This is a genomic window from Streptomyces sp. NPDC045021 (genome assembly GCF_056432645.1).
In genome coordinates, this window is record NZ_JBWKIQ010000016.1 from 25856 (window position 1) to 50785 (window position 24930).

Genomic DNA, 24930 nt, shown 5'->3' on the forward strand with positions numbered 1-24930 from the left:
GGGAAGCAAATGTTTGTGCTTACGATGTGGGGGTGACCTCGAAACAGCCGACTCCCCGCACCCGTAAGAGCTCCGAGCAGGTCCGCTCGGACGTCCATCAGGCGGTCATCGACCTGCTGTCCGACCCCGGGGGCGCGGACCTGACCATTCCCGCGATCGCGCAGCGCGCCGGGGTGAACCACACCAGCATCTACCGGCGATGGGGCTGCCGTGAGGCGCTCCTGGCCGACGTGGTCGTCGAGCGGCTCGAACGCGACTGGCCGCTCGCGGACACCGGCACCCTGCGCGGCGACCTCATCGCCTGGGCGGAAGCCGGAGTCATGAGCATCCGTAAACCTGAAGGCCGGCTCCTTGTGCGGGCCGTCGCCCTGTCGATGCCGGGCAGCGCCCAGGCGCAGGGGGAACGTGCGCAACACTTCGAACGCCGGATCCACGCCATCGAGCGCATCCGTGAGCGGGCCGCGGCCCGCGGCGAGAACCCCCCGCCCCTCGAACAGATCCTCGACCAGCTCATCGCACCGCTCTACCTACGAGCGATCTTCGGCATCGACCCACCGGCCACCGGCTACCCCGAACTCCTCGTGGACAGACTACTCAGCGACGCGGGTGAGCCGGGAACGGCCTGAGCGAGCGCACCTGAACCCCTGGCCCCCAGGCGCAGTTCAGCGCACCCGTCCCCGCGGCTTCAGGGGCACGGGCGGCAGATCAGGGGCGGGCAGCGGGGCGCCGTCGTAGCCCCTCACATCCCCGAAGCGGGAGCCGGTCATCCACTCCGCACGGGCCTGCGCGATCTCGTCGCCGGTGCGGCCGACGAAGTTCCACCACATGACGATCTTCTCTTCGAAGGGCTCGCCGCCCAGGAGCATCAGGCCGCTGTCCACGTCGGCGCGGATGGCGAGTTCGCGGCGGCCGCAGCCCAGGTAGAGCAGCGAGCCGGGGACGAGGCGGACGCCGTCGACCTCGGCCTCGCCGGACATCGTCAGGGCCGCGTACTCGAAGTCGGGGCGGAGCGGCAGCCGGGTGTCGGTGCCCGCTGCCAGGGCGAGGTCGGCGCCGACCAGTGGGGTGTGGGTGGTGCCCGGTGAGACGGCGCCGTCCAGTTCGCCCATGATGACGGTGGCCTGCAGACCACCGCCTCCGGTGACGACCGGCAGATCGGCGTGGTGCTCGAAGGCCGGCGCGGTGTTGCGGTGGGCCTCCGGGAGGGCGACCCAGAGCTGGGCGCCGTGCAGGATCCGGGGGTGGTCGCGCGGCGATTCCTCGGAGTGCGAGATGGCCCGGCCGGAGGTCATCAGTCCCAGCTCGCGGGGGCGTACGGTCTGCAGGCTGCCGAGGCTGTCGCGGTGCAGCACCTCGCCGTCGTGCAGCCAGCTCACCGTCTGCAGGCCCATGTGCGGGTGCGGCGGGACCTGCATCCCGGACTCGCGAGCGATGTCGTCGGGTCCGTAGTGGTCGACGAAGCACCAGGCGCCGATCATCCGGCGGCCCAGGTTCGGCAGGAGGCGCCGTACCTGGGTGCTCTCACCGAGGGTGACGGTGCGCGCGGTGAGGAGCTCGCGGACGGGCTCGGCCGAGACGTCTTCGCGGCCGCCGCACACGGTCGGTGCGGGCTTCACATCGAGGTTGCTCATGCGCCGATCATCCCGCACCGGCCCGCCGACCGCCGCGAACCCGCCGCGAAGACGTCTCGTACGTCGGATGCCCGTCAGATGCCAGTCAGACGCCCGTCAGATGCCGGGGTGCACTCCGTGGACCAGGTCCATCGCCTCGCTGGTGTACCGCTCGCGGGCGCTGAGGTCGAGGTCGGGGAAGTAGTCCTTGAGCCGGGTGACCACCTGCTGCTCGGACTCGTGGCAGTCGCGCAGCAGGAAGATCGCCTTGTGCAGAATTGACTGGTCCATCGGAATGCCCCCTCACCAACGCCCGTCCGCCTCTTGCGGTGGGCCGGTTCCCACGGTACGCAGCGGACCGTCAGCACTTGGGCAAAGAGATCTCCGTGCCGGGCAAAGTTGTCTACACGCCAGGCAAAAGATCCATGGGGATGTCGACGGGGCGGGCCCGCAGATACTCGCCCAGGCTCTTGGCCTGCGGGTCGGGGCGGGTGGAGGCGGCGACGCCCTCGCCGAGCAGGCCGTGCAGCACGAAGTTGAGGGCGCGCAGGTTGGGCAGCTCGTAGCGGACGACCTCCAGCTCGGCGGCCTCCGGGAGCAGCAGCCGCAGCTCGTCTACGCCGAGGTGGGCGCTGAGCCAGGCGTACGCCTCGTCGGTGCGGGCCCAGAGCCCGATGTTGGCGTCGCCGCCCTTGTCGCCGGAGCGGGCGCCGACCAGCCGGCCGAGCGGGGCCCGGACGGTGGGGCCGGCCGACAGGGACGGACGTGGCTCGGAGACGGAGGCCGGCCGCTCCTGACGCACTCGCGCCACCGTCGGCGGCCTCGGCACCGCCAGGCGGGCGCCGTCGGCCAGGACGACCTCGGCCGGCACCTCGTCCGCGGTGATCAGGGCGGGCCAGTACACCCCGTACTCGGTGGGCCTCGGGGACGCCTGTTCCAGGTAGAAGCCGGGGTAGCTGGCCAGCGCCGTGCCCGCGACCGCGGTGAACAGCGCGCGGCCGACCTTGTCGCGGTCGGGGTCCTTGACGGTCAGGGTCAGCCGGGCGGTGTCGGCGGCGGGCCGTTCCATCCGCAGGTCGAACTCGTCGAAGCGGTCGCTTCCGCCCGTCGCGTCGAGCAGCGAGGCCTCCGCGAACCGTGCCTTGGCCTCGATGTCGAGGCCGGTCAGGACGAAGGTGGCGCTGTTGCGGTAGCCGCCGAGGTAGTTGAGGCAGACCTTGAGAGTGTCGGGCGCGGGCTCGCCGCGGGTGCCGGTGACACGGACCCGGTCGGGGCCCTCCTGCTCCAGTCGCAGGGTGTCGAAGCGGGCGACGACATCGGCGTTCAGGTACGCCGGACGCTCGATCTCGTACAGCAGCTGCGCCGTGACGGTGTCGACGGTGACGGCGCCGCCGGTCCCCTCGTGCTTGGTGATGACGCAGGAGCCGTCGGGGTGCATCTCGGCGATGGGGAAGCCGGGGTGCACGGGGTACTCGATCTCGGTGAAGAAGGAGAAGTTGCCGCCGGTGGCCTGGGCCCCGCATTCGATGATGTGGCCCGCGGCGACCGCCCCGGCGAGCCGGTCCCAGTCGTCGAGCGCCCAGTCGAAGGCCCAGGCGGCCGGCCCGGTGACGAGTGCGGCGTCGGTGACCCGACCGCAGATGACCACGTCGGCGCCGGCGCGCAGCGCGCGGGCGATGCCCCAGCCGCCGAGGTAGGCGTTGGCGGTGACGGGTTCGATGCCGGAGTCGGCGAGCAGCCGGCCGGTGGACAGGTTCGCGAACCCGTGGCCCTTCTCGCGCAGCTCGGGGAGGCGGTCGAGGAGGTCGTCGCCCTCCAGGTGGGCGATGGTGGGGTGGAGGCCGCCGAGTGCGGCGAGTTCGCCGAGTTTGGCGGCGAGCCCGGCCGGGTTGAGGCCGCCCGCGTTGACGACGACCTTGATGCCGCGTTCCAGGCAGCTGCCGAGCACTTCGTGCATCTGGGCGAGGAAAGAGACGGCGTAGCCGGCCTCGGGGTCGCGCTGCCGCGCCTTCCACAGGATCAGCATCGTCAGTTCGGCGAGGTAGTCGCCGGTCAATACGTCGATTGGACCGCCTTCGACCATCTCGCGGGCGGCGGACAGCCGGTCGCCGTAGAAGCCCGAGCAGTTGGCGATACGCAGGACGTCGAACGGTGCCGGCATGACGGTCACTCCTGGTCGGTGCTGGGCAGTGGTGGCCGCGCGCAGCATTTCGCGTGCAATGGCCAACCGGCAAGGGGCCCGTACGGAGCACCCCCTCTCGCGTCGGAAGCGTAGGCCGCCTAACGTTCGTGCATGACCTCTGCTGGGACGACCCCTCCGCCGCCGGACGAAACACCCTCCACCGCCTCGGATTCCGGCGCCTCGCGTGGCGTTCCGGCGCTGGCGGACGGGTCGGGCGGTTTCGCGGCCGAGTTGCGGGACGCGATCAGCTTCCGGGCGTTCCTGCTGGTCGTCGGAGGTCTGCTGATCCAGCTGGCGTTCATCGTGTCGTACCTGGGCGCGTTCCACTCCCCCACCCCGCACCGGATCCCGGCCGCCGTCGTGGCGCCGGCGCAGGTGGCGGGCAAGGTGGTCGCGCAGCTCAACGCCCTGCCGGGCGAGCCGGTGAAGGCGGTCGCGGTGGCCGACGAGGCCGAGGCGCGGCGGCAGATCATGAACCGCACGGTGGACGCCGCGATCCTCATCAACCCGACGGGGAAGACCGACTCGCTGCTGGTGGCCTCCGCGGGCGGCCCCTCGGTGTCCCAGACCGCCGCGCAGATCGCGCAGAGCGTCGAGAGGACCCAGCACCGGCAGGTGACCGTCACCGACATCAAGGCCCCCAACAAGGAGGACGGCCGCGGGCTGAGCTCGTTCTACCTGGTCATCGGCTGGGTGGTGGGCGGCTATCTGACCGCGTCGATCCTGGGTGTGGCGGGCGGCGCCCGGCCGGTCAACCGGCACCGTACGGCGATCCGGCTCGGCACCCTCGCGCTCTTCTCGGTGGTCTCCGGGCTGGGCGGGGCGATCATCGTGGATCCGGTGTTCTCGGCGCTGACCGGCCACTTCGTGGCGCTGTGGGCGATCGGCGCGCTGGTGGTCTTCGCGGCCGCCGCCGTCACCACCGCCCTGCAGACGCTCTTCGGGATCATCGGCATCGGGCTGTCGATCCTGCTCTTCGTCGTGATGGGCAATCCGAGCGCGGGCGGTGTCTATCCGGCGTCGCTGCTGCCGCGGTTCTGGAGTGCGATCGGGCAGTCCCTGCCGCCGGGCGCGGGCACGACGGCGGTCCGCAACACCGTGTACTTCGGCGGGAGCGCGACGGCCGGCCCGCTGTGGGTACTTGCCGCGTACGCGCTCGCCGGTGTCGTCGTCTCGATGGCCACCGTCGTGGTGCGCGACCGCCGCGCCGCGGCCGGCCCCGGCGGCGCCGGCCAGGAACCGTCCTAGGGTCGGCCCGTGGGCCCGTGGGTTCCTACGCTCCTACGCTCCTACGCTCCTAGGGTGGGCCCATGGCCTCCCACGCTGATCTCCCGCCGTTCGAACTCGGCTTCCCCGGACTGCTGCGCGACCGGTTGGTCGCCGCGGTCCTGTCGGGGGCGAAGACCTCCACGACCGGGCTCGTCGTGGACTACGAGCACTGCGGCGACGCGCTGCCCGTCGTGGGTGAGCGGTCCGCTCTGATCGATTCGGCGGGCCGGCCGGTGGCCGTGCTGGAGGTCACGGAGGTCCGCGTCCTGCCGCTCGCCGAGGTCGATCTGGCGCACGCGGTGGACGAGGGGGAGGGCGACCGCACCGTCGCCGAATGGCGGGCGAACCACGAGGGGTTCTGGCACGGCCGGGAGATGCGCGAGGCGCTCGGCGACCCGGATTTCACCGTCAACGACGCGACCCTGGTCGTCGCGGAGCGGTTCCGCGTCGTGGCACGCCTCGACCCGGTGACCGGTGCGCCCGCGCAGCCGCGCTCCGCGGACGAGTTGCTGGACATCGTCGATGAGAACGACGAGGTCGTCGGGCAGGAGCGGCGGGCCGAGGCGTACGCGCGCGGGCTGCGGCACCGCTGCGCGTTCGTCCTGGTGAAGGACGGCGAGGGGCGGACGTTCGTGCACCGCCGCACCGCGGTGAAGCTGGTCTTCCCCTCGCTCCACGACATGTTCGTGGGCGGGGTCGTCGGGGCCGGCGAGACGTACGACGAGGCCGCGCTGCGGGAGGCCGAGGAGGAGCTGGGGGTGTCGGGACTCCCGCAGCCCGTACCGCTGTTCAAGTTCCTCTACGAGGACGACGGGCACTCCTGGTGGTCCCAGGTGTACGAGGTGCGGTGCGAACTCCCGGTCTCCCCGCAGGTCGAGGAGGTCGCCTGGCACGCCTTCCTCACCGACGGTGAACTGGAGCGGCGGCTGGCCGAATGGGAGTGGGTCCCGGACGGCCTCGACGCGTTCCACAGGCTGCGCGAGTGGCGTGGGAGGCCTCCTGTGGCGTAGCCGTGTTGGCTGAAATACGCGCTGGTGGACGCCCTGTCGCAGTGACACGCTGCGCCCCCTCCAAGGGATAGGGGAACCACCATGCGCATGATCTACTCCGACCGCGGTCCGTCGCCCCTCGACCTCGGCAAGCCGGGCGAAACGCCCCGGGACGCCACCTTCGGATGGTGGGGTGCGTTCAGTGTCGAGCACTTCGTGAACCAGGTCACCCTCACCTACACGCATGAGGACGCCACCGGCTGGCTGGCGTATCTCCAGCAGTTCTACGACCGCAACTTCTGGTTCGCGGACGACGGCGTCAAGGTCTGGGCGTACGAGGAGGCGAACGACAACTGGCAGGACCGCTACGGCATGGACGCGGTCACCGCCGTCTACCACTCGGGCCACGGGGGCATGTACAACGACGGCACGTTCATCGCGCCGCTGGGCGGCACGTGGGACAACCGCAGTGACGCTCTGTCGTCCTCCATGCGGCTCGGCAACGAGAAGGCGAACTACGTCTTCTGGTCCACCTGCAACTCGCTGCGGGTGCTCGACGGGCACAGCCCGGTCCGTACGTGGGGCACGCCGAACCTCGGCTTCCGCATGATCTTCGGCTTCGAGTCCACGAGCGTCGACGACCCGAACTACGGCGCGAACTTCTGGAAGTACTGGCGCGGCGGGCAGACCTTCGCCGACGCCTGGCTCAACGCCAGCTGGGAGATCTCCACCCACCAGGCCCCGTCGGTCGCCGCCTCCGGCACCACCCAGGACGAGGCGGTCAACCGGCTCAACACCGAGCGCGCCTTCTCCCGCGACCATGTCGCGGACAACTGGTACGCCTGGCGCTGGTACTACGCCCGCGACGCGATCCGCGAGCCGCTGATGCGGCTGCCGGGCGAGCCGCAGCTGATCCAGCTCGCCCCGCGCGAGCCGAGCAGCGAGCTGGCCGCGCTCGGCCAGGTCGCGCAGTTCCCCGAGGCCGCGCTCTCCGAGATCCAGGTGGAGCGGCAGGGCGTGCTGAGCGCCACCTCCGGCGACCGGCACATCTCCACCGGCCCCGGGGCCGTGCGGTGGGCCAGGCTCGCGGAACCCAACCGCCGCAACACCCAGCGGATCTCCACCGAGCACGCGATCGCGACGGCCCGGGTCTTCGCCCAGCAGCACGCGGACGGCGCCGAGCTGGTCGTCGACAGCGTCCACGACCTGATGGAGAACTCCGGAAGCAAGGACGGGGAGATCGGTGAACCCCGCACGGTGGAGACCCTGGTGACCTTCCGCCAGGCGTTCCACGGCATGCCGGTCATCACTCCCGGCCGCGGCGAGATACGGGTGTCGGTGGACAACGACGGCACCGTCGTCCAGGCCATGATCTCCACCCGCAGGCAGACCGGCGGCAGCGGGCACCTCACCTCGCTGATCACCGAGCCGGAGCCCGGTGCGCGCGGATCGGCCCGCGAGGCGGCCCCGCCGTCGCCCGCCGACCCGCAGAGCGCCCTGGCCGCCGCACAGCAGCGGCTGCTCGCCGAGTTGTCGGCCCATGCGGCCGTCGGCCCGCAGGGCTCGACGCGGTCCGCTGCGCGGAGCCGGGCGGGGGCACAGGGCGGATCGCAGTCCGGCGCGGAGCGGATCGAGTCCCGTGACGTGCCCGGCACGACGCAGGTCGGCTACGAGATCGAGGGCAACCAGGCCTATCCGGCCGCCCGCAAGCTCATCGAGATCGGCCCGGAGGGCGGCTTCGTGACCCGCCGCTGGGTGATCGCGCCGCTCGCCCGCTGACCCACCCGACAGACGGGGGCCGGAGCCGCTCCGGCCCCCGTCACGACGTGCCGGCGCGCACACGGCGGACACCTGCCGGACACCGCGTGTACGGATCCGGCACCGGGTCGGGCACCGGGTCCGGACGTAGAGTGACCGGGTGATCGTCTTCGTACGGGCGCTGCCCGACAGGCTGCGGGCCGGGGTGTCGGCGGTCGGGCTGTGGTTCGCCCCGTCGCGGGTGCAGGCGGAGGGCGAGACGCCCGACTACCGGTTCTCGCTGGCCAACGAGCGCACGTTCCTGGCCTGGATCCGGACCGCGCTGGCGCTGATCGGCGGCGGTTTCGCGGTGGACCAGTTCCTGCCGGACCTGCCGCGGACGGTTCGGGTCGTCTTCGCGCTGGCGCTGCTGGCGGGCGGCGCGATGTGCGCGGTGCGGGCCGTCAACTACTGGGTGCGCTGCGAGCGCGCCATGCGCCGCAAGGAGGACCTGCCGCTCTCCCGCTTCCCGACGCTGCTGGCCGTGCTGGTGGCCGGCATCGCGGTGGTGATGGTGGCGATCGTGCTGCTCGGCCGGGCGGGCTAGGCCGTGTCCGGCGGGCCGGAGGGGGTACGGGACCGCGATCCCGGTCTGCAACCGGAGCGGACCCGGCTGGCGTGGCGGCGTACGACCCTGTCGTGCGCGGTCGCCGCGGTGCTCGCGGGCCGGCAGGCCGTCCACCGGGGCCTGTCGGGCGTGGGGATCGTCGGGGTGGCGCTCGGCGCCCTGGTCTGGCTCGCCTTCCTGCTCCTCGCCCAGCAGCGGATCCGCCTCATGGACGCGCCGCGGCCGCCCGTGATGACTTCACGGGCGGCCGTGGCGGTGGTGGGGTGCACGGTGGCGCTGGCCGTCTTCGGTGCGGCCGTGCTGTGGTGACGTCCGGGCCTGCGCCGTCGGGACCGCTGGACCCGGCGGCGACCTCGGCCGCGGCTCAGACCGTGACGACGATCTTGCCGCGGGTGTGGCCCTCGGCGCTGAGCCGCTGCGCGTCGGCCGCCCGCTCCAGCGGGAACTTGGCGGCGACCTCCACGGTGATCACACCGGCCTCGGCGAGGTCGCTGAGCGCCGAGAGGTCCGCGGCGTCCGGGCGGACCCACTGGAACCGGCCGCCCATGCCCAGGACCGCCGGATCCGCGATGGAGACCAGCCGGTCGCTGTCGACGAGCAGGCCAAGGGAGACGGTCAGGGCGTCGCCGCCGACCAGGTCCAGCACGGCGTGCACGCCGTCCGGGGCCAGCGCCCGTACGCGGTCGGCGAGGCCGTCCCCGTAGGTCACCGGCTCCGCACCCAGCCCGCGCAGATAGTCGTGGTTGCGCTCGCCCGCGGTGCCGATCACCCGGGCACCGAGGTGCTTGGCGATCTGGACGGCCATGGAGCCGACGCCGCCGGCCGCGGCGTGGATGAGGACGGTGTCGCCCTTGCCCACGTTCAGCTCGCCGATGAGCGCCTGGTAGGCGGTCAGGCCCGCCAGCGGGAGGCCCGCGGCCTGCTCGAAGGTGAGGTTGGACGGCTTGCGGGCCAGCGTACGGACCGGGGCGCCGACGTATTCGGCGAAGGTGCCGCGGGACAGGAAGTCCTCACGTACATAGCCGATGACCTCGTCGCCCTCCTGGAACTCGGGGACGTCAGGACCGGTCCTGACGACGACTCCGGACACGTCCCAGCCCGGAATGACGGGGTAGACCGCGTCGAGCATCGAGTCGAGGTATCCGGCCTGTGCCTTCCAGTCGACCGGGTTGACGGCCGCGGCCCTGACCTTGATCAGTACGGTGTCCGGTCCGACCTTGGGGTCGGGGCGCTCGCCGTACTCCAGGGCCTCGGGCCCTCCGTAGCTGCGGTAACTGACGGCCTTCATGATTATGACTCCTGTACGCCGTGGGGGGATCGGGCGGGGATCAGACGACGCCGGCCTTGTCGGCCGCGGCGGGCTGCTCGGCCACCTTGAGGGGGGACGGGGCGGTACCGGCTGCGGAGGCCGTCACCTCGACGGTCCGGGGTCCGTGGTTGCTTCGCAAGCCGAGCCAGCTGACCAGCCCGACCAGGGCGAAGGAGACGGCCGCGATCCCGAAGGTGAGGCTGAACCCGGATTCGGCGGGCAGCGCCGGGACCCCGGCGGGCAGGTGCTCGATGGTCTTGGACGCCAGGATCGTGGTGACGACGGCGCTGCCGATCGCGCTGCCGGTGGAGCGGGAGATCGAGTTGATGCCGTTGGCGATGCCGCTCTGGTGGTGCGGGACGCTCGCCATGATGACGGCGGGCATGGCCGCGTAGCCGAAGCTGACGGCCGCACCGACGATGAGGCCGGCGCCGATCACCGAGGCGGTGTGGCTGTGGTCGAGGGCCAGCCAGGCGAAGCCGGCGGCTCCCAGCACGGCGGCCAGGCCGAGCACGACACGCGGGCCGCGGTGCCGGACGAGACGGCCGCCGATGGGCGAGGCGAGCAGCGAGACGATCGCGCCGGGCAGCAGGAACTCGACGGAGGCCCGGAGGATGGACGCGTCGAAGCCGTAGCCGGTGATCGCCTTGGGCATCTGGACGAGGTAGGAGACACCCAGGAAGTTCGCGAACATGCCGAAGCCGACGAGAATTCCGGCGAGGTTGGCCATCAGCACCGGGCGGTGGACGAACATCCGCATGTCGACGAGCGGCTCGCGGACCTTGAGCTCGGTCAGCACCCAGACGGCGCCCATGACGACGGCGCCGGCGAAGCTGCCCAGCGTGCGGCCGGAGGCCCAGCCCCATTCGTGGCCCTGCGAGATCGGCAGCAGGAGCAGCAGGAGGGCGATGCCGAGGGTGAGCGCGCCGAGGATGTCGGTGCGGCCGCCGGTCTTGTGGCGGGTCGCGGGGACCAGCGTGACGACCGCGAGCAGGGCGAGGACGGCGAAGCCGGTCGCCATCCAGAAGGCGTTGCGGTAGTCGGCGTCGGGGCCGGAGGTGAGCAGGCCGGTGGCGACCAGGGCGAGGCCGCTGCCGAAGGCGAGGGTGCCGCTGACCAGCGCCATCGCGCCGGGAAGCTTCTGCGGGCGGACCTCCTCGCGCAGCACCGACAGGGCCAGCGGGAAGATCGCGGTGGCGGCGCCCTGGAGCACCCGGCCGAGGATCAGCAGCGGCAGGGAGGTCGCCAGGGCGGCGATGACGGAACCCGCGACCATGACGCCGAGTACGGCCACCAGGGTCGGCTTCTTGCCGTGCTGGTCGCCGAAGCGGCCGAGCAGCGGGGTGAAGACGGCGGCGGAGAGCAGGGTCGCGGTGGTCACCCAGCTGACGTTGGCGGTCGAGGTGCCGAGGTCGTTGCGGATCAGGCCCAGGATCGGGACGGGCAGGGTCTGCATCATCGACACGACCATGGCGGCCAGGCTCAGGGCGAAGACGATGACCGTCTCGTTCCGGTGCCCGGCTTCGGCGGGTGCGGTGGTGGCTTGGCTCATGGCTGGCAGGTCCTTCTCATTGCTTCACATCAGTGCTTCACAACGTTGATGCTTGATGTCATCAAGCAACTCGACAGACGGTAGACCTCAATAGTTAAGGACGTCAAGTTAATGATTGATGTCGTCAAGCATCTTGAGTACACTCGACCCATGAGCGCCACCACCCCGAACGTCCCGACCAAGCTCGAGCTCCTGGAGCTGCTCGCCGCCATCGGCACCGCCCAGTGGCGGGATTTCGCGGCCGCCGCCGCCCACCACGGCCTCACCTCCACCCAGGCCAAGGTCCTCGCCCAGCTCGACGGACCGCTGCCGATGCGCGGTCTCGCGGCGCTGCTGGTGTGCGACGCCTCGAACGTCACCGGGATCGTGGACCGGCTGGAGGCGCGTTCGCTCGTCCGCCGCGAGGCGGACCCCGCCGACCGACGGGTCAAGAACGTCGTGGCGACCGACGAGGGCCGCGACACCATCCGGCGGGTGCGCGAGGAGATGCAGGCGACGCACGGCGCGCTGGACACCCTGGACGCGGACGAGAGCGCGACGCTCTACGCCCTGCTGGAGCGGCTGCGCCCGGCGATGGAGAACAACGCCTGACGGCTCCGGTGTCAGCGGCGGCGCAGCGCCGCCGCCAGCGCGCGCACCTCACGGCCCGCGAAACCGGGCTCCCGCCCGAGGACACGGACCAGGTCGTCGCGTACCGCGCGGGTGCGGCCCGCCGCGACCAGCGCCAGCGATTCGGCGAGCGCGGCCGGCAGCGACGGGTGGTACCAGGGCTCGCCCGCGTCCTCGTCGAACCAGCGGACGGCCGGGAACCAGCTGTGCACCTTGGGCTGATGGTCGCCGAACCACGACCAGGTCCCGGGGTCGAGCGACACGTTGACCACATGGCCGGCGGGCAGCGTACGCACCCACGGGCGTGACGCGTCCTGCTGCCAGCGCCAGTGGCCGGGGCTGGTCCTGCCCCGCTGGGTGACGCCCACGTAGCGCAGCTTGCGGCGGATCACCGGCCACGGCTCGCGGCTCTCCTCGATCCAGCCGGCGAGCGCGCGGTGCAGGGTGTCGAAGGTGTTGCCCCGGAAGACGACGTCGACAAGGGCGACCGGCCGCTTACGGCGGGCCAGCGCGTACGGGTCGAGCCCCGCTGAGGCGAGGTGCTCGCGGAAGCGCGCCCGCATCGCGGGCGTCCACTCCCGGTCGCTGGTGCACGAGACGGGGAGCCGCAGCAGCCGGCCCTCCCACGACGAGCCCTCGAAGGCGCCGGTCAGCAGGTCGTACATGCTGTCCAGCGAGCGCCCGACGAAGCACAGGTCGGCGCCGCCGGAGCGGGCCAGCACCTTCGCGGCGCATTCGGTGAGCGTCGGCAGGTAGCGGAGCCTGACCGGTGGCGCGCCCTCGGTGAGCGTGCCGAGCCGGTCCGGGCCGGCGCCCGCGGACATGGCGAGGTTCCAGCGGTACGGCTGCGGCGGGGCGGGCGGTCGGGCGGACATACGCCCCAGTGGATCACCACCGGTCGCCCGGGTCATCCGGTTTTCCAGCCTCAGCCACCGCCACTGCTACGGCAACAGCCTTGGCTACGGCGCGAGGATGTCCAGTTCGCGCAGCGCGCCCACGCAGATCTCCCGCATCAGGTTCTCCGCACCCGCCACGTCCCGCGCCCGGACCGCCTCCGCGACCCGGACATGCAGCGTGACCGCCTCGGGATCGGGGGCGGCGAACATCACGTGGTGCTCGGTGCGGCCGGTCAGCACCTCGGCCACGACATCGCCGAGCCGGGCGAACATCTCGTTGCCCGAGGCCTGGAGCATGACGCGGTGGAAGGCGACATCGTGCACCAGGTACTCGGTCAGGTCCGCGGCACGGCCGGCCGCGGCCATGTCGGACGCGAGCACCGTCAGTTCCCTGCACTGCCCCGGGGTCGCGGCCAGCGCGGCGAGTCCGGCGGCCACCGGCTCGACGGCGGTGCGCAGCATCGTCAGCGAGCGCAGCTGGCGGGGGCGGTCCGCACCGGCCAGCCGCCAGCGGATGACGGCCGGGTCGAAGACGTTCCACTCCTCGGTGCGCCGCACGGTGACGCCGACCCGGCGGCGCGTCTCGACCAGATGCATGGCCTCCAGGACACGGACGGCCTCGCGGACGACGGTGCGCGACACCCCGTACCGCGCTTCGAGTTCGTCGATGCGCAGCACTGTGCCGGGCGGGTACTCGCCCGAGGCGATGGCGGGACCGAGTTCGGCCAGTACGCGGGCGTGCAGGCCGCCGCTCTCTCCCTGCTGAGGCATGGACGACAGCCTATGCGCCACCACCTTGGTATGACGTTTTCATATCGAGGCCTTGAATAAGTAGTACCTATGGCGTTTATTGGTGCCAGCCGCTTGCACAAGGAGGCACGAGCGCATGACTGCCGCACCCGCGCAGCACCGGCCGCAGCTGAGCCCCCCGGTCGTCGTCGTGATGGGCGTGTCCGGATCGGGCAAGTCGACGGTCGGCGGCCTGCTCGCCCAACGGCTGGGCGTCCCCTACGCCGAGGCGGACGACTTCCACCCGCCGGCGAACATCGCCAAGATGTCGGCCGGCCACCCGCTGGACGACACCGACCGCGAGCCGTGGCTGGACGCCATCGCGGCCTGGATCACCGAACGCGACGGCCTGGGCGGTGTGGTCAGCTGCTCCGCCCTGCGGCGCCGCTACCGCGACCGGCTCCGCGCCGACGCCTCCCGGCTGTTCTTCCTGCACCTGGACGGGGCGCCCGAGCTGATCGCCGCGCGCCTCGCGGCCCGCATGGAGCACTTCATGCCGGCCGGCCTGCTGCGCTCCCAGTTCGAAGCCCTCGAACCGTTGGATGCAGAGGAGGCCGGAGCCGTCGTCACGATCGACGGCGGCCCGCAGCAGATCGCCGAGCGCGCGTACGCCGCACTCCCCCGCTGACCCCCACATCCGCCTCTGCCCCCCTGGAGTTACGAACGTGTCTGCACTCAGCGTCGAGCTGCTGGCCGCGACGACCGCGCCACCCATCACCTCCGCCGGTGACACCCGGCTCGGCATCGCCGCGCTGGTCGGCATCGCCGTCATCATTGTGCTGATCACCCGCTGGAAGGTGCACGCCTTCCTCGCCCTCACCATCGGCTCCTGCGTGCTCGGCGTGGTGGCGGGCGCACCGCTGGCGAAGACCGTCACGAGCTTCACGACCGGTCTCGGCTCGACGGTCGCGGGGGTCGGCGTGCTCATCGCGCTCGGCGCCATCCTCGGCAAGCTGCTGGCGGATTCGGGCGGCGCGGACCAGATCGTCGACACCATCCTGGCCCGTACCAGCGAGCGGCGGATGCCGTGGGCGATGGCGCTGATCGCGGCCCTGATCGGGCTGCCGCTCTTCTTCGAGGTCGGCATCGTGCTGCTGATCCCCGTCGTGCTGCTGGTCGCCAGGCGCGGCAACTACTCGCTGATGCGGGTCGGTATCCCGGCGCTGGCCGGGCTCTCCGTCATGCACGGCCTGGTGCCGCCGCACCCCGGCCCGCTCGCCGCGATCGACTCCATTCACGCCGACCTCGGCACCACCCTGGCGCTCGGCGTCCTCGTCGCGCTGCCCACCGTCGCCATCGCGGGGCCGCTGTTCGGCCGGATAGCCGACCGCTGGGTGAAGGTCGCCCCGCCGGAGAACCTCACGCCGGCCCGTGCCTCCGACGACCTGGAGCGGCGCCCCAGCTTCGCCGCGACGGTGTGCACGATGCTGCTGCCGGTGGCGCTGATGCTCGCCAAAGCGCTGGTGGACGTCATCGTGGACGACAAGCAGAGCCTGGCCTTCCGGATCTTCGACGTGGTCGGCACTCCGCTGATCGCCCTGCTCGCCGCCGTCGTGCTGGCCATGTTCACCATGGGCCGCGCGGCCGGGTTCACCAAGGAACGGATCTCCTCGACGGTCGAGAAGTCGCTCGCCCCGATCGCCGGCATCCTGCTCATCGTCGGCGCGGGCGGCGGGTTCAAGCAGACGCTGATCGACGCCGGGGTCGGCAACATGATCCTCGACTGGTCCGACAGCTGGAACATCTCGCCACTGCTGCTCGCCTGGCTGATCGCCGTCCTCATCCGGGTCGCCACCGGCTCGGCGACCGTCGCGACGATCTCCGCGGCGGGCCTGGTGGCACCGCTGGCAGCAGATATGTCGACAACACATGCCGCGCTGCTGGTCCTCGCCGTCGGCGCCGGTTCGCTCTTCTTCTCGCACGTCAACGACGCCGGGTTCTGGCTCGTGAAGGAGTACTTCGGGATGGATGTGCCGCAGACGCTCAAGTCCTGGTCGACGATGGAGACAGTGATCTCCGTGGTGGCCCTAGGCTTCGTCCTGCTGCTCTCGCTCGTCCTGTAGCGCGAGGCGGCGTCAGAGGACCGTCCTGGGGAGGGCACGCATGGGCACGACGGCGATTGTCGATACGACCGGCACGGAGCCGTATCTCATGGAACTGGCTCCGGACGTCCATGCGTTCTGCCAGCCCGACGGCGGCTGGTGCCTGAGCAACGCGGGTTTCGTCAGCGACGGCGAGAGCACGCTGCTCGTGGACACCGCCGCCACCGAGCGCCGCGCCCGGCTGCTGCGGGACGCCATCGCGGCGGCCGGCGCACCGCACCCGGAGTACGTCGTCAACACCCACCACCACGGCGACCACACCTACGGCAACGGGCTGTTCGCGGCGGGCGGCTCGGCCGTCGTCGGGCACACCGCGTGCCGCCGGGAGCTACTCGCCGCCGGCCGCCAGCTGCACGGCGTCTGGCCCGACGTCGACTACGGCGACATCCAGATCACCGCACCCACCATCACGTACTCCGAGTCGATGCGGCTGCACACGGCCGGCTCGGAAGTACGGCTGTTCCACCCGGGAGTGGCCCACACACCGGGCGACACCATCGTGTGGCTGCCGCGCCAGCGCATCGTCTTCACCGGCGATCTGGTCTTCAACGGCGGCACCCCCTTCATCCTGATGGGGTCCCTGACCGGGTCACTGCGCGCGCTGGACCTGCTGCGGTCGCTGGACGCCGAGATCGTCGTCCCCGGGCACGGCCCGGTCACCGACCCCGGCGTCTACGACACCATGGAGCGCTATCTGCGCAACCTCGGCTGCCTGGCGGACACCGGCCGCGCCGCCGGCCACACCCCGCTGGAGACCGCCCGCGCCGCCGACCTCGGCACCTTCGCGCAACTCCGCGAGTCCGAGCGCCTGGTCGCCAACCTCCACCGCGTCTACGCCGAACTCGACGGCATCGCGCCGGGTGCCCCGCTGGACGTGGCGGCGGCGTTCGCCGACATGGCGGAGATGAACGGCGGCGTGCCGGTGGCGTGCCACGCGTAGAGCCCTTCCGGCGGACCGTGCGGCTTCCCCAGCGGGAGCTGCACGGGTCGTGAGGTGCCGTGCGGCCCCAGTGGGAGCTGCACGGGTCGTGAGGTGCCGCCCGGCCGCAGTGTCACCAGCGCGGCACGGACGGCGTCCGCCACTGCGGGTCGGCCTCGCGCATCGCGGCCGCGTCGTCGCGGTCCCGCATCGTGCCGTCGTCGTCCAGCCAGCGCTGGTGGAGCACCTTGAGGGCGTCCCGGTCGAGTTCGACGCCGAGGCCGGGCGCGTCGGAGACGGTGAGACGGCCGTCGGTGAAGACATGCCGGGACGTGATGACGTCGTCGGTCTGCCAGGGGTAGTGGGAGTCGCAGGCGTAGTCGAGATTGGGGACGGTCGCGGCCACGTGCGTCATGGCGGCGAGGCTGATCCCCAGGTGCGTGTTGGAGTGCATGGACAGGCCGACGCCGAAAGTGCGGCAGATCGCGGCCAGCTCGCGGGTGTTGCGCAGCCCGCCCCAGTAGTGGTGGTCGGAGAGCACGACCTGGACGGCGCCCGTCGCGAAGGCCTCCCGGATCTCCGGGAAGGTCGTCACGCACATGTTGGTGGCGAGCGGCACGTCGGTGCCGGCCGCGACCTCCGCCATGCGGGCGGTGGTGCTGGCCGGGTCCTCCAGATATTCGAGGACGTCGCCGAGCTCGGCGGCGACCCGCAGCGAGGTCTCCACGGACCAGGCGCCGTTGGGGTCCAGCCGCAGCGGCTGCCCGGGGAACGCCTCGGCCAGCGCCTTGACGGCGGCGATCTCCTCGTCGGGCGGGAAGACACCGCCCTTGAGCTTGAAGGACGCGAAGCCGTACGTGTCGGCGAAGCGGCGGGCCTGGGCGACGACTCCCGCGGGGTCGAGCGCGGCGCCCCAGTCGTCCCGCGGTGTGTCCGCGCCGGGGTGGTGCGCCCAGCGGTAGAAGAGGTACGCGCTGTACTCGACGGTGTCGCGGACCTTGCCGCCGAGCAGGGCGTGCACGGGCAGGCCGAGGATCTTGCCCAGCGCGTCGAGGCAGGCGACCTCGAAGCCGGAGATGACGGAGAGCCGCAGCTTGTCGGCGGTCTGCACCCCACGCAGCCCGCCGACGTCGACGGAGTCGGAGACGTCGTCCGGGTCGCCGCAGACCCGCTCGGCGAGCGTGAACAGCCCGTTCAGATCGCTGACCGCATGGCCGGGCAGTGCCTTGCCCAGGGGCGCGGCGAGCTCCAGGTACCGGCTGTCGCCGTAGGTCTCGCCGAGTCCGACCGTGCCGTCGGCCGTGACGACCTCGATGACCAGCCGGGGGGTGAACGGCTGGTGCACGCCCTGGGTGTTGAGCAGCGGCGGGTCGGCGATCAGGATCGGGGTGAGCCTGACCTCCGTCACCGTCAGTGCCCCGACGTCCGCTGTTGTCTGCGTATGTGAATACCGTTCACCCATAAGTCCAGAGGCTAGGCGGGGGCCGAGTCCGCGTCAACCCACACCGGGAGCGAGTCCCGGGCGGCGGCGGGCATGTACATCTAGGCTCCTCGGAGGGCATGGACCGGGCCGCCGGTCCCCCGGCCGGAAACCGGCGCACAACAGCGGATTTCGGATCCCTACTGGACGACATACCGACTGGTCGGCATGATGGCAGGAACGCCAGGACCAAGGTGTGCCGGGTGGTGAGGAGCAGACGATGAGCGGTACGGACAATCCACCGGGGCTCGACCTCGGTCGGCTGCGCGAACATCTCGATCAGCAGCGACCAGGACTGGTGCGCGGCGCCCTGCGCGCCAGGCTGATCGAGGGCGGCCGGTCCAACCTGACGTACGCCGTCACCGACGGCGCCTCGCGGTGGGTGGTGCGGCGGCCGCCGCTCGGGCACGTACTGGCCACCGCGCACGACATGACGCGCGAGCACCGGGTCATCAGCGCGCTCAGCGACACCCCGGTTCCGGTCCCCGGCACGGTGCTGCTGTGCGAGGACCCCGAGGTGATCGGCGCGCCGTTCTACGTCATGGACTTCGTCGACGGCACCCCGTACCGCACCTCGGCGCAGCTCGCCGAGATCGGCCCGGAGCGCACCCGCGCGGTCGTGCTGGGGCTCGTCGACACCCTGGTGGACCTGCACGCGGTGGACCCGGCCGCCGCCGGTCTCGACGGCTTCGGGCGTCCCGAAGGCTTCCTGGAGCGGCAGTTGCGCCGCTGGGGCAAGCAGCTGGAGGCGTCCACCAGTCGGGACCTGCCCGGCATCGAGGAGCTGCACACCGCCCTCGGGAAGGCCCTGCCGGTCTCCGCCGCACCGACCGTCGTGCACGGTGACTACCGGCTCGACAACGTACTCGTCGGCGACGACGACCAGGTCCGGGCCGTCCTGGACTGGGAGATGTCGACACTGGGCGATCCGCTCACCGACCTCGGCCTGCTGGTGATGTACAGCGAGCAGGAGACCGTCCCGGACGCGCCCGTGTCCACCACCGGCGATGCGCCCGGCCATCCCAGCGCCCAGGAACTGGTCGAGCGGTACGCCGAACGGTCTGGCCGCGACACCTCCGCCATCGACTGGTACACGGCTTTCGCCTACTTCAAGCTCGCCGTGATCCTCGAGGGCATCCACTACCGCTACACGCTCGGCCAGACCGTCGGTGCCGGTTTCGACCGGATCGGCTCCCTGGTCCCCGCGTTCATCGACCGCGGGCTGCTCAAGCTCCGGCTCCAGCCCCAGGAGGACTGAGGACTGATGGATTTCGCCTATGACGCCCGTACCGAGGAACTGCGGACGCGACTGACCGCGTTCATGGAGGAGCACGTCTACCCGGCCGAGCCGGTCTTCGCCCTCCAGCGCGAGCAGGCCGAGGGCGACGCGCGATGGTCCGCGCCGCCCGTCGTGGAGAAGCTGAAGGCCGAGGCCCAGCGGCAGGGCCTGTGGAACCTCTTCCTGCCCGGCGAGCGCGGGGCGAGACTGACGAACCTGCAGTACGCGCCGCTGGCCGAGATCACCGGCCGCAGCCCGCACCTGGCGCCGCCCGCACTGAACTGCGCGGCGCCCGACACCGGGAACATGGAGGTGCTGAGCGAGTTCGGCACCGAGCAGCAGCGCAAGCAGTGGCTGGAGCCGCTGCTCGCCGGTGAGATCCGTTCGGCCTTCGCGATGACCGAACCCGACGTCGCCTCGTCGGACGCGACGAACATCGAGACGCGGATCGAGCGCGACGGTGACTCGTATGTCGTCAACGGCCGCAAGTGGTACATCTCCGGGGCGATGAACCCCAAGTGCGCGATCATGATCGTGATGGGCAAGAGCGACCCGACGGCGGAGCGGCACCGCCAGCAGAGCCAGATTCTCGTGCCGCGTGACACCCCCGGGGTCGAAGTACGCCGCGGTATGCGGGTGTTCGGCTACGACGACGGCGACCACGGCGGCCACGCCGAGGTCGTCTTCACCGATGTCCGGGTGCCGGCCGAGAACCTGATCGGCGAGGAGGGCGGCGGCTTCGCCATCGCCCAGGCACGGCTCGGGCCGGGCCGGATCCACCACTGCATGCGGCTGATCGGGATGGCGGAACGGGCGGTCGAGCTCATGTGCCGGCGGGCGACGGACCGGGTCGCGTTCGGCAAGCCGATCGCCGAGCAGGGCGTGGTGCAGGAGTGGATCGCGGAGGCGCGGGTCGAGATCGAGCTGCTGCGGCTGCTGGTGCTGAAGACGGCGTGGCTGATGGACACGGTCGGCAACCGCGGGGCACACACCGAGATCCAGTCGATCAAGATCGCTACGCCGGCCGCGGTGCAGCGGATCGTGGACCGGGCGATTCAGGTGCACGGAGCGGGGGGTGTGGGTCAGGACTTCCCGCTGGCGGAGCTTTGGGCGGCGGCGCGGACGTTGCGGTTGGCGGATGGGCCGGATGAGGTGCACAAGCGGTCGCTGGCGCGGCGTGAGCTGAAGAAGTATCTGTAGCTGCTGGTCTGTCGTGGGGCGGGGCCGGGCTCTCCGGCGTGGGGGTTCGAAATCGACTATTTACGGGCCTGGCGGCCCACAAGTAGCTCGGCAGCATTTCGAACCCTCCCCCAACCTTCGGCCGGGGGTGCCCCCAACTGCGATCCCGGCCCCTCATGTTCAGGCCGCATCGCTTGGGCTGGGCCTGCACCGCGGCATGCCTGTGCGCCCCCGCCCGGGTGGGTGGGGGCGCATCGGTGGGGGTCAGTTGTTGACGACTACTACGCGGCCCGTGGTCTTGCCGTCTGCTACTCGCTGGACTGCTTCTGCTGCCTCGGCGAGGGGGACGCGGTCGCTGATGTAGGGCTTCACGCTTCCCTCGGTGGCGAGGCGGGTGAGGGTTTCGTGGGCCTGGAGGACGGCTCGGGGGTCCTTGGTGTTGTACAGGCCCCAGTGCAGGCCGAGGATCGAGTAGTTCTTGACGAGGGCGTGGTTCAGGCCCGGGGTCGGGACCGTGCCGCTGGTGAAGCCGACGATGACGATGCGGCCCTCGAAGGCGATGCACTTCGTCGACCTGGTGTAGGCGTCGCCGCCGACCGGGTCGTAGACGACGTTCGCGCCGCGGCCGTTGGTGGCCTCCTTGACGACGGCAACGAAGTCCTCGCTGTACCGGTCGACGACCAGGTCGGCGCCCAGGTCGCGGGCGACCTTCGCCTTGTCGGGGCCTCCGGTGACGCCGATGACGGTGGCGCCGGCGGCCTTGCCGAGCTGGATGGCGGCGCTGCCGACGCCGCCCGCGGCGGCGTGCACCAGGAGGGTTTCGCCGGGCTGGAGGTTGGCGCGGCGGTGGAGTCCGAACAGGCCGGTCTGGTAGCCGATGTGCAGGGCCGCGGCCTCGGCGTCGTCGAGGGCCTCGGGGGCGGGCAGTACGGTCGCGGCGCTGATGACGGCGAGTTCCGCGAAGGCGCCGTGCGGCAGGGCGGCGGGGGAGATGATCCGGGCGCCGATGTCGAGGCCCGTCACTCCCTCGCCGAGGGCGAGGATCTCGCCGCAGAGTTCGACGCCCGGGGTGAACGGCAGCGGCGGGCGGATCTGGTACTGGCCGCGGCAGAGCAGGGCGTCGGGGAAGTTGATGTTCGCGGCGCGTACCCGCACCAGCACCTCACCGGGGCCGGGCTGCGGGTCCGGTACCTCGTCGAGGCGCATCGCCTCGCTCGGCTCCCCGTTCTCGTGCACGCGCCATGCCTTCACCAGGTACCTCCAGTTATCGGGGCTGCCGCACCGAGTGCAGCAGCATGTCTGCGAAGTCCTCGGCGACCGTGGTGGCGGACAGCGGGCCGTCCGCGCGGTACCAGGTGCCGAGGTGGTGCACCGAGCCGAAGAAGTAGTCGACGACGAGGTCGGGCCGCAGCTCGACGCGGAAGGACCCCTCGCGCTGGCCCTCCTCGATCAGGGCCCGGAACTTCTCGTGGTAGCGGCGGCGCTCGGCGCGTACCGCCTTCTGCTTCTCCGGGCTCAGCTGGTGCATGGACCGGAAGAAGATCTTGGTGTCGTCCAGGTTCTCGATGCTGGTGACCACGACGTCGGCGGCGGCCTCGGCCAGCCGCTTCGGCACTGGGGCGGCCTGGGCGGCGATGGAGTCGAGACGCTCGGTCTGCAGGCGCAGCACACGGCCGTAGATCTCGTGCAGGAGATCGTCCTTGGAGCCGAAGTAGTGGTAGAGCGCACCCTTCGTCACTCCGGCCGCCTCGACGATCTCCTGTACCGAGGTGCGGTCGTAACCGCGCTCGGCGAAGAGGCGGGTGGCCTCGGCGAGCAGCCGCTCAGGGACTGCGGTTGCCTTTGTGGTCGTGCTGCGTGCCATGGCCTGCCCTTTCTCCGTACCGGTGCGCCGGTCGACATTCCGACCGGTATGGACCCTATCCGGCGCGGGCCTTCAGTTCGCGCCTCAGGATCTTGCCGCTCGTGGTCTTGGGCAGCTCTTCGAGGATCTCGACCTCGCGCGGGTACTTGTACGCGGCGAGTCGTTCCTTGCAGTACGCGATGAGATCCGCGGGTTCGGTCGGCTGCCCCGGCCGCAGGCTGACGTACGCCTTGACGCTCTCGCCCCGGTAGGCGTCGGGGATGCCGACGACCGCGGCCTCGCGGACGGCGGGGTGGGTGTAGAGCACGTCCTCGACCTCGCGCGGCCAGACCTTGAAGCCGGACGCGTTGATCATGTCCTTCTTGCGGTCGACGACGTACAGCCAGCCGGCCTCGTCCATGAAGCCGATGTCGCCGGTGCGCAGCTCGCCGCCGGGCAGGGCCGCCGCCGACTCCTCGGGGCGGTTCCAGTAGCCGGGGACCACCATCGGGCCGCGTACGCCGATCTCGCCCTGGGTACCGAAGGGCACGTCCGCGCCGAGTTCGTCGATGATCCGCACCACGGTGTCGGGGCCGGGGACGCCGACGGACAGGGTGCCGGACGCCGGGTCGACGGGTGCCTCCAGGCCGGCCGGGACGCTGGCGCAGGGCGCCGTGCACTCGGTCAGGCCGTAGCCGTTGCGTATGTAGGGTCCGAAACGCTCCCGGAAGCCCTCGACAATGGCCGGCGGCAGCGGGGCGCCGCCGGAGTAGATCTGGTGGAACGACGCGAAGTGCTCGGGGGTGACCTCCGGGCGGGCCATCAGCGCCATGAAGGCGGTGGCGGGGCCGACGGTGTAGGCGGGGCGGTACTCCTGGAAGGCCTCCAGGACGACGCCCGCCTCGAAGCGGTTGGCGAGAGCGAGCGTGGCGCCGTTGGCGATGGCCGAGGAGAGCTGGGCGACCATGCCGGTTATGTGGAACAGCGGCGCCAGCGCGAAGATCACGCAGCCGTCGGGCAGGGCGAGCATGCAGCGCTGCCGGTCGGCGTTGTAGGCGAGGTTCCCGTGGGTGTTCATCGCACCCTTGGGGGCGCCGGTGGTGCCGGAGGTGTAACTGATCAGCGCGATGCCGTCGCGCTCGGGGGCCGCGTTGGGCGGCGGGCCCGCGGCGGCGCGGGCCGCGGTGAGCAGGTCCTCGGCGTCGGCCGCGGGAAACCGGTCCTCGGGCAGGACGCGGCGGTCGTCGCGCGTCTGCAGGTCCAGCTCGCTGGTGACGAGCGCGATCGACACTTGCGATCCGGCCACCGTCCGGCGGACGTAGCCGTCCCAGGCGCGGTCGGTGCAGACGATCGCCCGGACCCCGGCGTCGGCGAGGATGTGCGTGAGCTCGTGCGTCTTGTACATGGGGTTGACGGGCACGACCGTGCCGCCGGCCTTCCACGCGGCGAGCAGCGTGATCACGAACTGCGGGATGTTCTGCAGCATGACCGCGAGCCGGTCGCCGGGCGCGAAGCCGCGTCCTGCCAGGTGGTTCGCCAGTCCGTCGGAGAGCTCGTCGACCTCGCGGTAGGACAGCCGTCCGTCGAAGTAGGCGAGGGCGCTGCGGTCCGGGACGCGGGCGACCGCGGCGCGGAAGGCGTGCAGCACGCTCGGCGGGGGGTCGGGCAGCGAGCGCTGCTCCTCGGTGAAGTGCCGGAGCCACGGCTTCGCCGCGTACGAGATCACGCGCGGTCCCCGCCGTCCGGGCGGGTGACGTGCTCCAGCTTCTGCTGCAGACGGTTCATCCCGTCGATCCAGTGCTCCGGGTCCGCGGCGCGGGCCGCGTAGTACCCGGCGACCTCGGGGTGCGGCAGGATCAGGAACTGCTCGGCGGCGATGCCCGCCATGACGGCGTCGGCGAGCTCCTCCGGCTCGATCGCGGTGGGCGCGAGCACCAGCTCGCCGGCGGTGCCGGCCGCGCGCATCATGTCGGTCCGCACGCCCTGCGGGCAGACCGCGTGCACATGGATGCCGCGGTGCCGGTAGGTGAGCGAGAGCCATTCGGCGAAGGCGTAGGCGCCGTGCTTGGTGACCGAGTACGGTGCGGCGCCCACCATGGTGAGCAGCCCGGCCGCGGAGACGGTGGCGACGAACCGGCCGCTGCCGCGTTCCAGCCACTCCGGCAGCAGCTCGCGGGCGGCCCGGACGTGGCTCATGACGTTGACGTCCCAGGAGAGCTCCCACTCCTCGTCGGTGGCGTCGGGGCCGCCGGTGCCGACGCCGGCGTTGGCGCAGAAGACGTCGATCGTGCCGCCGAGCGCGTCGCGCGCCTTCCCGACGATGCCGGAGGCGTCGCCGGGCACGGCGGTGCCGCCGATCTCGTCGGCGACGGCCTGCGCGGCTCCGGCGTTCAGGTCGTTGACCACGACCCGCGCGCCCTCGGCGGCGAATCTGCGGGCCAGCGCGGCACCGATGCCACCACCTGCCCCGGTGACGACCACTCGGGCATCGCGCAGTGTTTCCACGACCACGATCGTGTCTCCCTCGACTCGACTGGGTACGGCTCTCTCCGCATACT

General features: G+C 71.6%; 24 protein-coding genes and 1 pseudogene. 13 read left to right on the plus strand and 12 right to left on the minus strand.

What is annotated here, in order from left to right:
- The first annotated feature begins 32 nt into the window (after positions 1–32).
- Positions 33–626 (plus strand): TetR/AcrR family transcriptional regulator, encoded by a 594-nt coding sequence (locus tag AC07DC_RS35145; protein ID WP_478918576.1) that lies wholly within the window; start codon positions 33–35, stop codon positions 624–626.
- A 36-nt stretch (positions 627–662) separates the two neighbouring features.
- Here the strand turns inward: AC07DC_RS35145 and AC07DC_RS35150 are convergent, their stop codons facing one another.
- From AC07DC_RS35150 to AC07DC_RS35160, 3 genes are all read right to left on the minus strand, one after another.
- Positions 663–1631 carry a pirin family protein gene (locus tag AC07DC_RS35150; RefSeq protein ID WP_478918578.1) on the minus strand — a complete coding sequence of 323 codons (969 nt, stop codon included), beginning with the start codon at positions 1629–1631 and terminating at the stop codon, positions 663–665.
- Between the two features lie 96 nt (positions 1632–1727).
- The gene (locus tag AC07DC_RS35155; RefSeq protein WP_187144815.1) at positions 1728–1901 is read right to left on the minus strand and encodes a hypothetical protein; all 174 of its coding nucleotides are present in this window, start codon (positions 1899–1901) and stop codon (positions 1728–1730) included.
- Positions 1902–2013: 112 nt separating this feature from the next.
- Positions 2014–3771 carry an acyclic terpene utilization AtuA family protein gene (locus AC07DC_RS35160; RefSeq protein ID WP_478918579.1) on the minus strand — a complete coding sequence of 586 codons (1758 nt, stop codon included), beginning with the start codon at positions 3769–3771 and terminating at the stop codon, positions 2014–2016.
- A 132-nt stretch (positions 3772–3903) separates the two neighbouring features.
- On the opposite strand from AC07DC_RS35160, the gene AC07DC_RS35165 reads away from it, so the two are divergent.
- The 6 genes and pseudogenes from AC07DC_RS35165 (at position 3904) to AC07DC_RS35190 (ending at position 8724) form a co-directional block, all read left to right on the plus strand.
- A complete protein-coding gene (locus tag AC07DC_RS35165; protein ID WP_478918581.1) occupies positions 3904–5040 on the plus strand; it encodes an ABC-2 transporter permease in 1137 nt (378 codons plus the stop codon).
- 62 nt (positions 5041–5102) lie between these two features.
- Positions 5103–5501, plus strand: a pseudogene (locus tag AC07DC_RS35170) (ASCH domain-containing protein); the annotation flags it as partial.
- Positions 5502–5528: 27 nt separating this feature from the next.
- Positions 5529–6071 carry an NUDIX hydrolase gene (locus AC07DC_RS35175; protein ID WP_478918753.1) on the plus strand — a complete coding sequence of 181 codons (543 nt, stop codon included), beginning with the start codon at positions 5529–5531 and terminating at the stop codon, positions 6069–6071.
- An 81-nt stretch (positions 6072–6152) separates the two neighbouring features.
- Positions 6153–7829: a DUF6345 domain-containing protein gene (locus tag AC07DC_RS35180; protein ID WP_478918582.1), complete on the plus strand. Its 1677-nt coding sequence runs from the start codon at positions 6153–6155 to the stop codon at positions 7827–7829.
- A 139-nt stretch (positions 7830–7968) separates the two neighbouring features.
- Positions 7969–8394 carry a YidH family protein gene (locus tag AC07DC_RS35185; RefSeq protein ID WP_478918583.1) on the plus strand — a complete coding sequence of 142 codons (426 nt, stop codon included), beginning with the start codon at positions 7969–7971 and terminating at the stop codon, positions 8392–8394.
- 3 nt (positions 8395–8397) lie between these two features.
- Positions 8398–8724, plus strand: coding sequence for a DUF202 domain-containing protein (locus tag AC07DC_RS35190; protein WP_478918584.1), 327 nt, complete (start codon positions 8398–8400; stop codon positions 8722–8724).
- A gap of 55 nt (positions 8725–8779) precedes the next feature.
- Here AC07DC_RS35190 and AC07DC_RS35195 read toward each other — a convergent pair whose 3' ends face one another.
- Both AC07DC_RS35195 and AC07DC_RS35200 read right to left on the minus strand, forming a co-directional pair.
- Complete coding sequence (locus AC07DC_RS35195; RefSeq protein WP_478918585.1) at positions 8780–9703, minus strand: NADP-dependent oxidoreductase; 924 nt, start codon at positions 9701–9703, stop codon at positions 8780–8782.
- Between the two features lie 40 nt (positions 9704–9743).
- A complete protein-coding gene (locus AC07DC_RS35200; protein WP_478918586.1) occupies positions 9744–11276 on the minus strand; it encodes an MFS transporter in 1533 nt (510 codons plus the stop codon).
- A gap of 150 nt (positions 11277–11426) precedes the next feature.
- Here AC07DC_RS35200 and AC07DC_RS35205 point away from each other — a divergent pair, with 150 nt between their 5' ends.
- Positions 11427–11867 (plus strand): MarR family winged helix-turn-helix transcriptional regulator, encoded by a 441-nt coding sequence (locus tag AC07DC_RS35205; RefSeq protein WP_478918588.1) that lies wholly within the window; start codon positions 11427–11429, stop codon positions 11865–11867.
- An 11-nt stretch (positions 11868–11878) separates the two neighbouring features.
- On the opposite strand, the gene AC07DC_RS35210 is transcribed toward AC07DC_RS35205, so the two are convergent.
- On the minus strand, positions 11879–12760 hold the full coding sequence (locus tag AC07DC_RS35210; protein WP_478918589.1) for a hypothetical protein: 882 nt from the start codon (positions 12758–12760) through the stop codon (positions 11879–11881).
- An 84-nt stretch (positions 12761–12844) separates the two neighbouring features.
- A complete protein-coding gene (locus AC07DC_RS35215; RefSeq protein WP_478918591.1) occupies positions 12845–13552 on the minus strand; it encodes a FadR/GntR family transcriptional regulator in 708 nt (235 codons plus the stop codon).
- 115 nt (positions 13553–13667) lie between these two features.
- Between AC07DC_RS35215 and AC07DC_RS35220 the strand changes: the two genes are divergently transcribed.
- The 3 genes from AC07DC_RS35220 to AC07DC_RS35230 are packed head-to-tail and all read left to right on the plus strand — an operon-like array spanning position 13668 to position 16612.
- Positions 13668–14198: a gluconokinase gene (locus AC07DC_RS35220; RefSeq protein ID WP_478918592.1), complete on the plus strand. Its 531-nt coding sequence runs from the start codon at positions 13668–13670 to the stop codon at positions 14196–14198.
- A 37-nt stretch (positions 14199–14235) separates the two neighbouring features.
- On the plus strand, positions 14236–15633 hold the full coding sequence (locus AC07DC_RS35225) for a GntP family permease (RefSeq protein ID WP_478918594.1): 1398 nt from the start codon (positions 14236–14238) through the stop codon (positions 15631–15633).
- A 40-nt stretch (positions 15634–15673) separates the two neighbouring features.
- Positions 15674–16612, plus strand: a complete 939-nt coding sequence (locus AC07DC_RS35230) for an MBL fold metallo-hydrolase (protein ID WP_478918596.1) — start codon at positions 15674–15676, stop codon at positions 16610–16612.
- A 112-nt stretch (positions 16613–16724) separates the two neighbouring features.
- Here AC07DC_RS35230 and AC07DC_RS35235 read toward each other — a convergent pair whose 3' ends face one another.
- The gene (locus AC07DC_RS35235) at positions 16725–18053 is read right to left on the minus strand and encodes a glucarate dehydratase family protein (protein ID WP_478918598.1); all 1329 of its coding nucleotides are present in this window, start codon (positions 18051–18053) and stop codon (positions 16725–16727) included.
- Positions 18054–18291: 238 nt separating this feature from the next.
- Here AC07DC_RS35235 and AC07DC_RS35240 point away from each other — a divergent pair, with 238 nt between their 5' ends.
- Positions 18292–19329, plus strand: a complete 1038-nt coding sequence (locus AC07DC_RS35240; protein WP_478918599.1) for a phosphotransferase family protein — start codon at positions 18292–18294, stop codon at positions 19327–19329.
- A gap of 6 nt (positions 19330–19335) precedes the next feature.
- The gene (locus AC07DC_RS35245) at positions 19336–20550 is read left to right on the plus strand and encodes an acyl-CoA dehydrogenase family protein (RefSeq protein ID WP_478918601.1); all 1215 of its coding nucleotides are present in this window, start codon (positions 19336–19338) and stop codon (positions 20548–20550) included.
- Positions 20551–20793: 243 nt separating this feature from the next.
- Here the strand turns inward: AC07DC_RS35245 and AC07DC_RS35250 are convergent, their stop codons facing one another.
- Genes AC07DC_RS35250 through AC07DC_RS35265 form a run of 4 tightly spaced genes read right to left on the minus strand, consistent with a single transcriptional unit; the run spans position 20794 to position 24877 of the window.
- Positions 20794–21780 (minus strand): NADPH:quinone oxidoreductase family protein, encoded by a 987-nt coding sequence (locus AC07DC_RS35250; RefSeq protein ID WP_478918602.1) that lies wholly within the window; start codon positions 21778–21780, stop codon positions 20794–20796.
- A gap of 13 nt (positions 21781–21793) precedes the next feature.
- Positions 21794–22393 carry a TetR/AcrR family transcriptional regulator gene (locus tag AC07DC_RS35255; RefSeq protein ID WP_478918604.1) on the minus strand — a complete coding sequence of 200 codons (600 nt, stop codon included), beginning with the start codon at positions 22391–22393 and terminating at the stop codon, positions 21794–21796.
- A gap of 55 nt (positions 22394–22448) precedes the next feature.
- Positions 22449–24098, minus strand: a complete 1650-nt coding sequence (locus AC07DC_RS35260) for a class I adenylate-forming enzyme family protein (RefSeq protein WP_478918606.1) — start codon at positions 24096–24098, stop codon at positions 22449–22451.
- Positions 24095–24877 (minus strand): SDR family oxidoreductase, encoded by a 783-nt coding sequence (locus AC07DC_RS35265; protein WP_478918608.1) that lies wholly within the window; start codon positions 24875–24877, stop codon positions 24095–24097. The genes AC07DC_RS35260 and AC07DC_RS35265 overlap by 4 nt, the downstream gene beginning before the upstream one ends.
- Positions 24878–24930 lie beyond the last annotated feature (53 nt).

Excerpts from the sequence above, each read along its gene's own strand:
- AC07DC_RS35150 (WP_478918578.1), bottom strand. The coding sequence starts at position 1,631 with ATGAGCAACCTCGATGTGAAGCCCGCACCGACCGTGTGCGGCGGCCGC.
- AC07DC_RS35155 (WP_187144815.1), bottom strand. The coding sequence starts at position 1,901 with ATGGACCAGTCAATTCTGCACAAGGCGATCTTCCTGCTGCGCGACTGC.
- AC07DC_RS35160 (WP_478918579.1), bottom strand. The coding sequence starts at position 3,771 with ATGCCGGCACCGTTCGACGTCCTGCGTATCGCCAACTGCTCGGGCTTC.
- AC07DC_RS35165 (WP_478918581.1), top strand. The coding sequence starts at position 3,904 with ATGACCTCTGCTGGGACGACCCCTCCGCCGCCGGACGAAACACCCTCC.
- AC07DC_RS35180 (WP_478918582.1), top strand. The coding sequence starts at position 6,153 with ATGCGCATGATCTACTCCGACCGCGGTCCGTCGCCCCTCGACCTCGGC.
- AC07DC_RS35195 (WP_478918585.1), bottom strand. The coding sequence starts at position 9,703 with ATGAAGGCCGTCAGTTACCGCAGCTACGGAGGGCCCGAGGCCCTGGAG.
- AC07DC_RS35200 (WP_478918586.1), bottom strand. The coding sequence starts at position 11,276 with ATGAGCCAAGCCACCACCGCACCCGCCGAAGCCGGGCACCGGAACGAG.
- AC07DC_RS35205 (WP_478918588.1), top strand. The coding sequence starts at position 11,427 with ATGAGCGCCACCACCCCGAACGTCCCGACCAAGCTCGAGCTCCTGGAG.
- AC07DC_RS35210 (WP_478918589.1), bottom strand. The coding sequence starts at position 12,760 with ATGTCCGCCCGACCGCCCGCCCCGCCGCAGCCGTACCGCTGGAACCTC.
- AC07DC_RS35215 (WP_478918591.1), bottom strand. The coding sequence starts at position 13,552 with ATGCCTCAGCAGGGAGAGAGCGGCGGCCTGCACGCCCGCGTACTGGCC.
- AC07DC_RS35220 (WP_478918592.1), top strand. The coding sequence starts at position 13,668 with ATGACTGCCGCACCCGCGCAGCACCGGCCGCAGCTGAGCCCCCCGGTC.
- AC07DC_RS35230 (WP_478918596.1), top strand. The coding sequence starts at position 15,674 with ATGGGCACGACGGCGATTGTCGATACGACCGGCACGGAGCCGTATCTC.
- AC07DC_RS35235 (WP_478918598.1), bottom strand. The coding sequence starts at position 18,053 with ATGGGTGAACGGTATTCACATACGCAGACAACAGCGGACGTCGGGGCA.
- AC07DC_RS35240 (WP_478918599.1), top strand. The coding sequence starts at position 18,292 with ATGAGCGGTACGGACAATCCACCGGGGCTCGACCTCGGTCGGCTGCGC.
- AC07DC_RS35245 (WP_478918601.1), top strand. The coding sequence starts at position 19,336 with ATGGATTTCGCCTATGACGCCCGTACCGAGGAACTGCGGACGCGACTG.
- AC07DC_RS35255 (WP_478918604.1), bottom strand. The coding sequence starts at position 22,393 with ATGGCACGCAGCACGACCACAAAGGCAACCGCAGTCCCTGAGCGGCTG.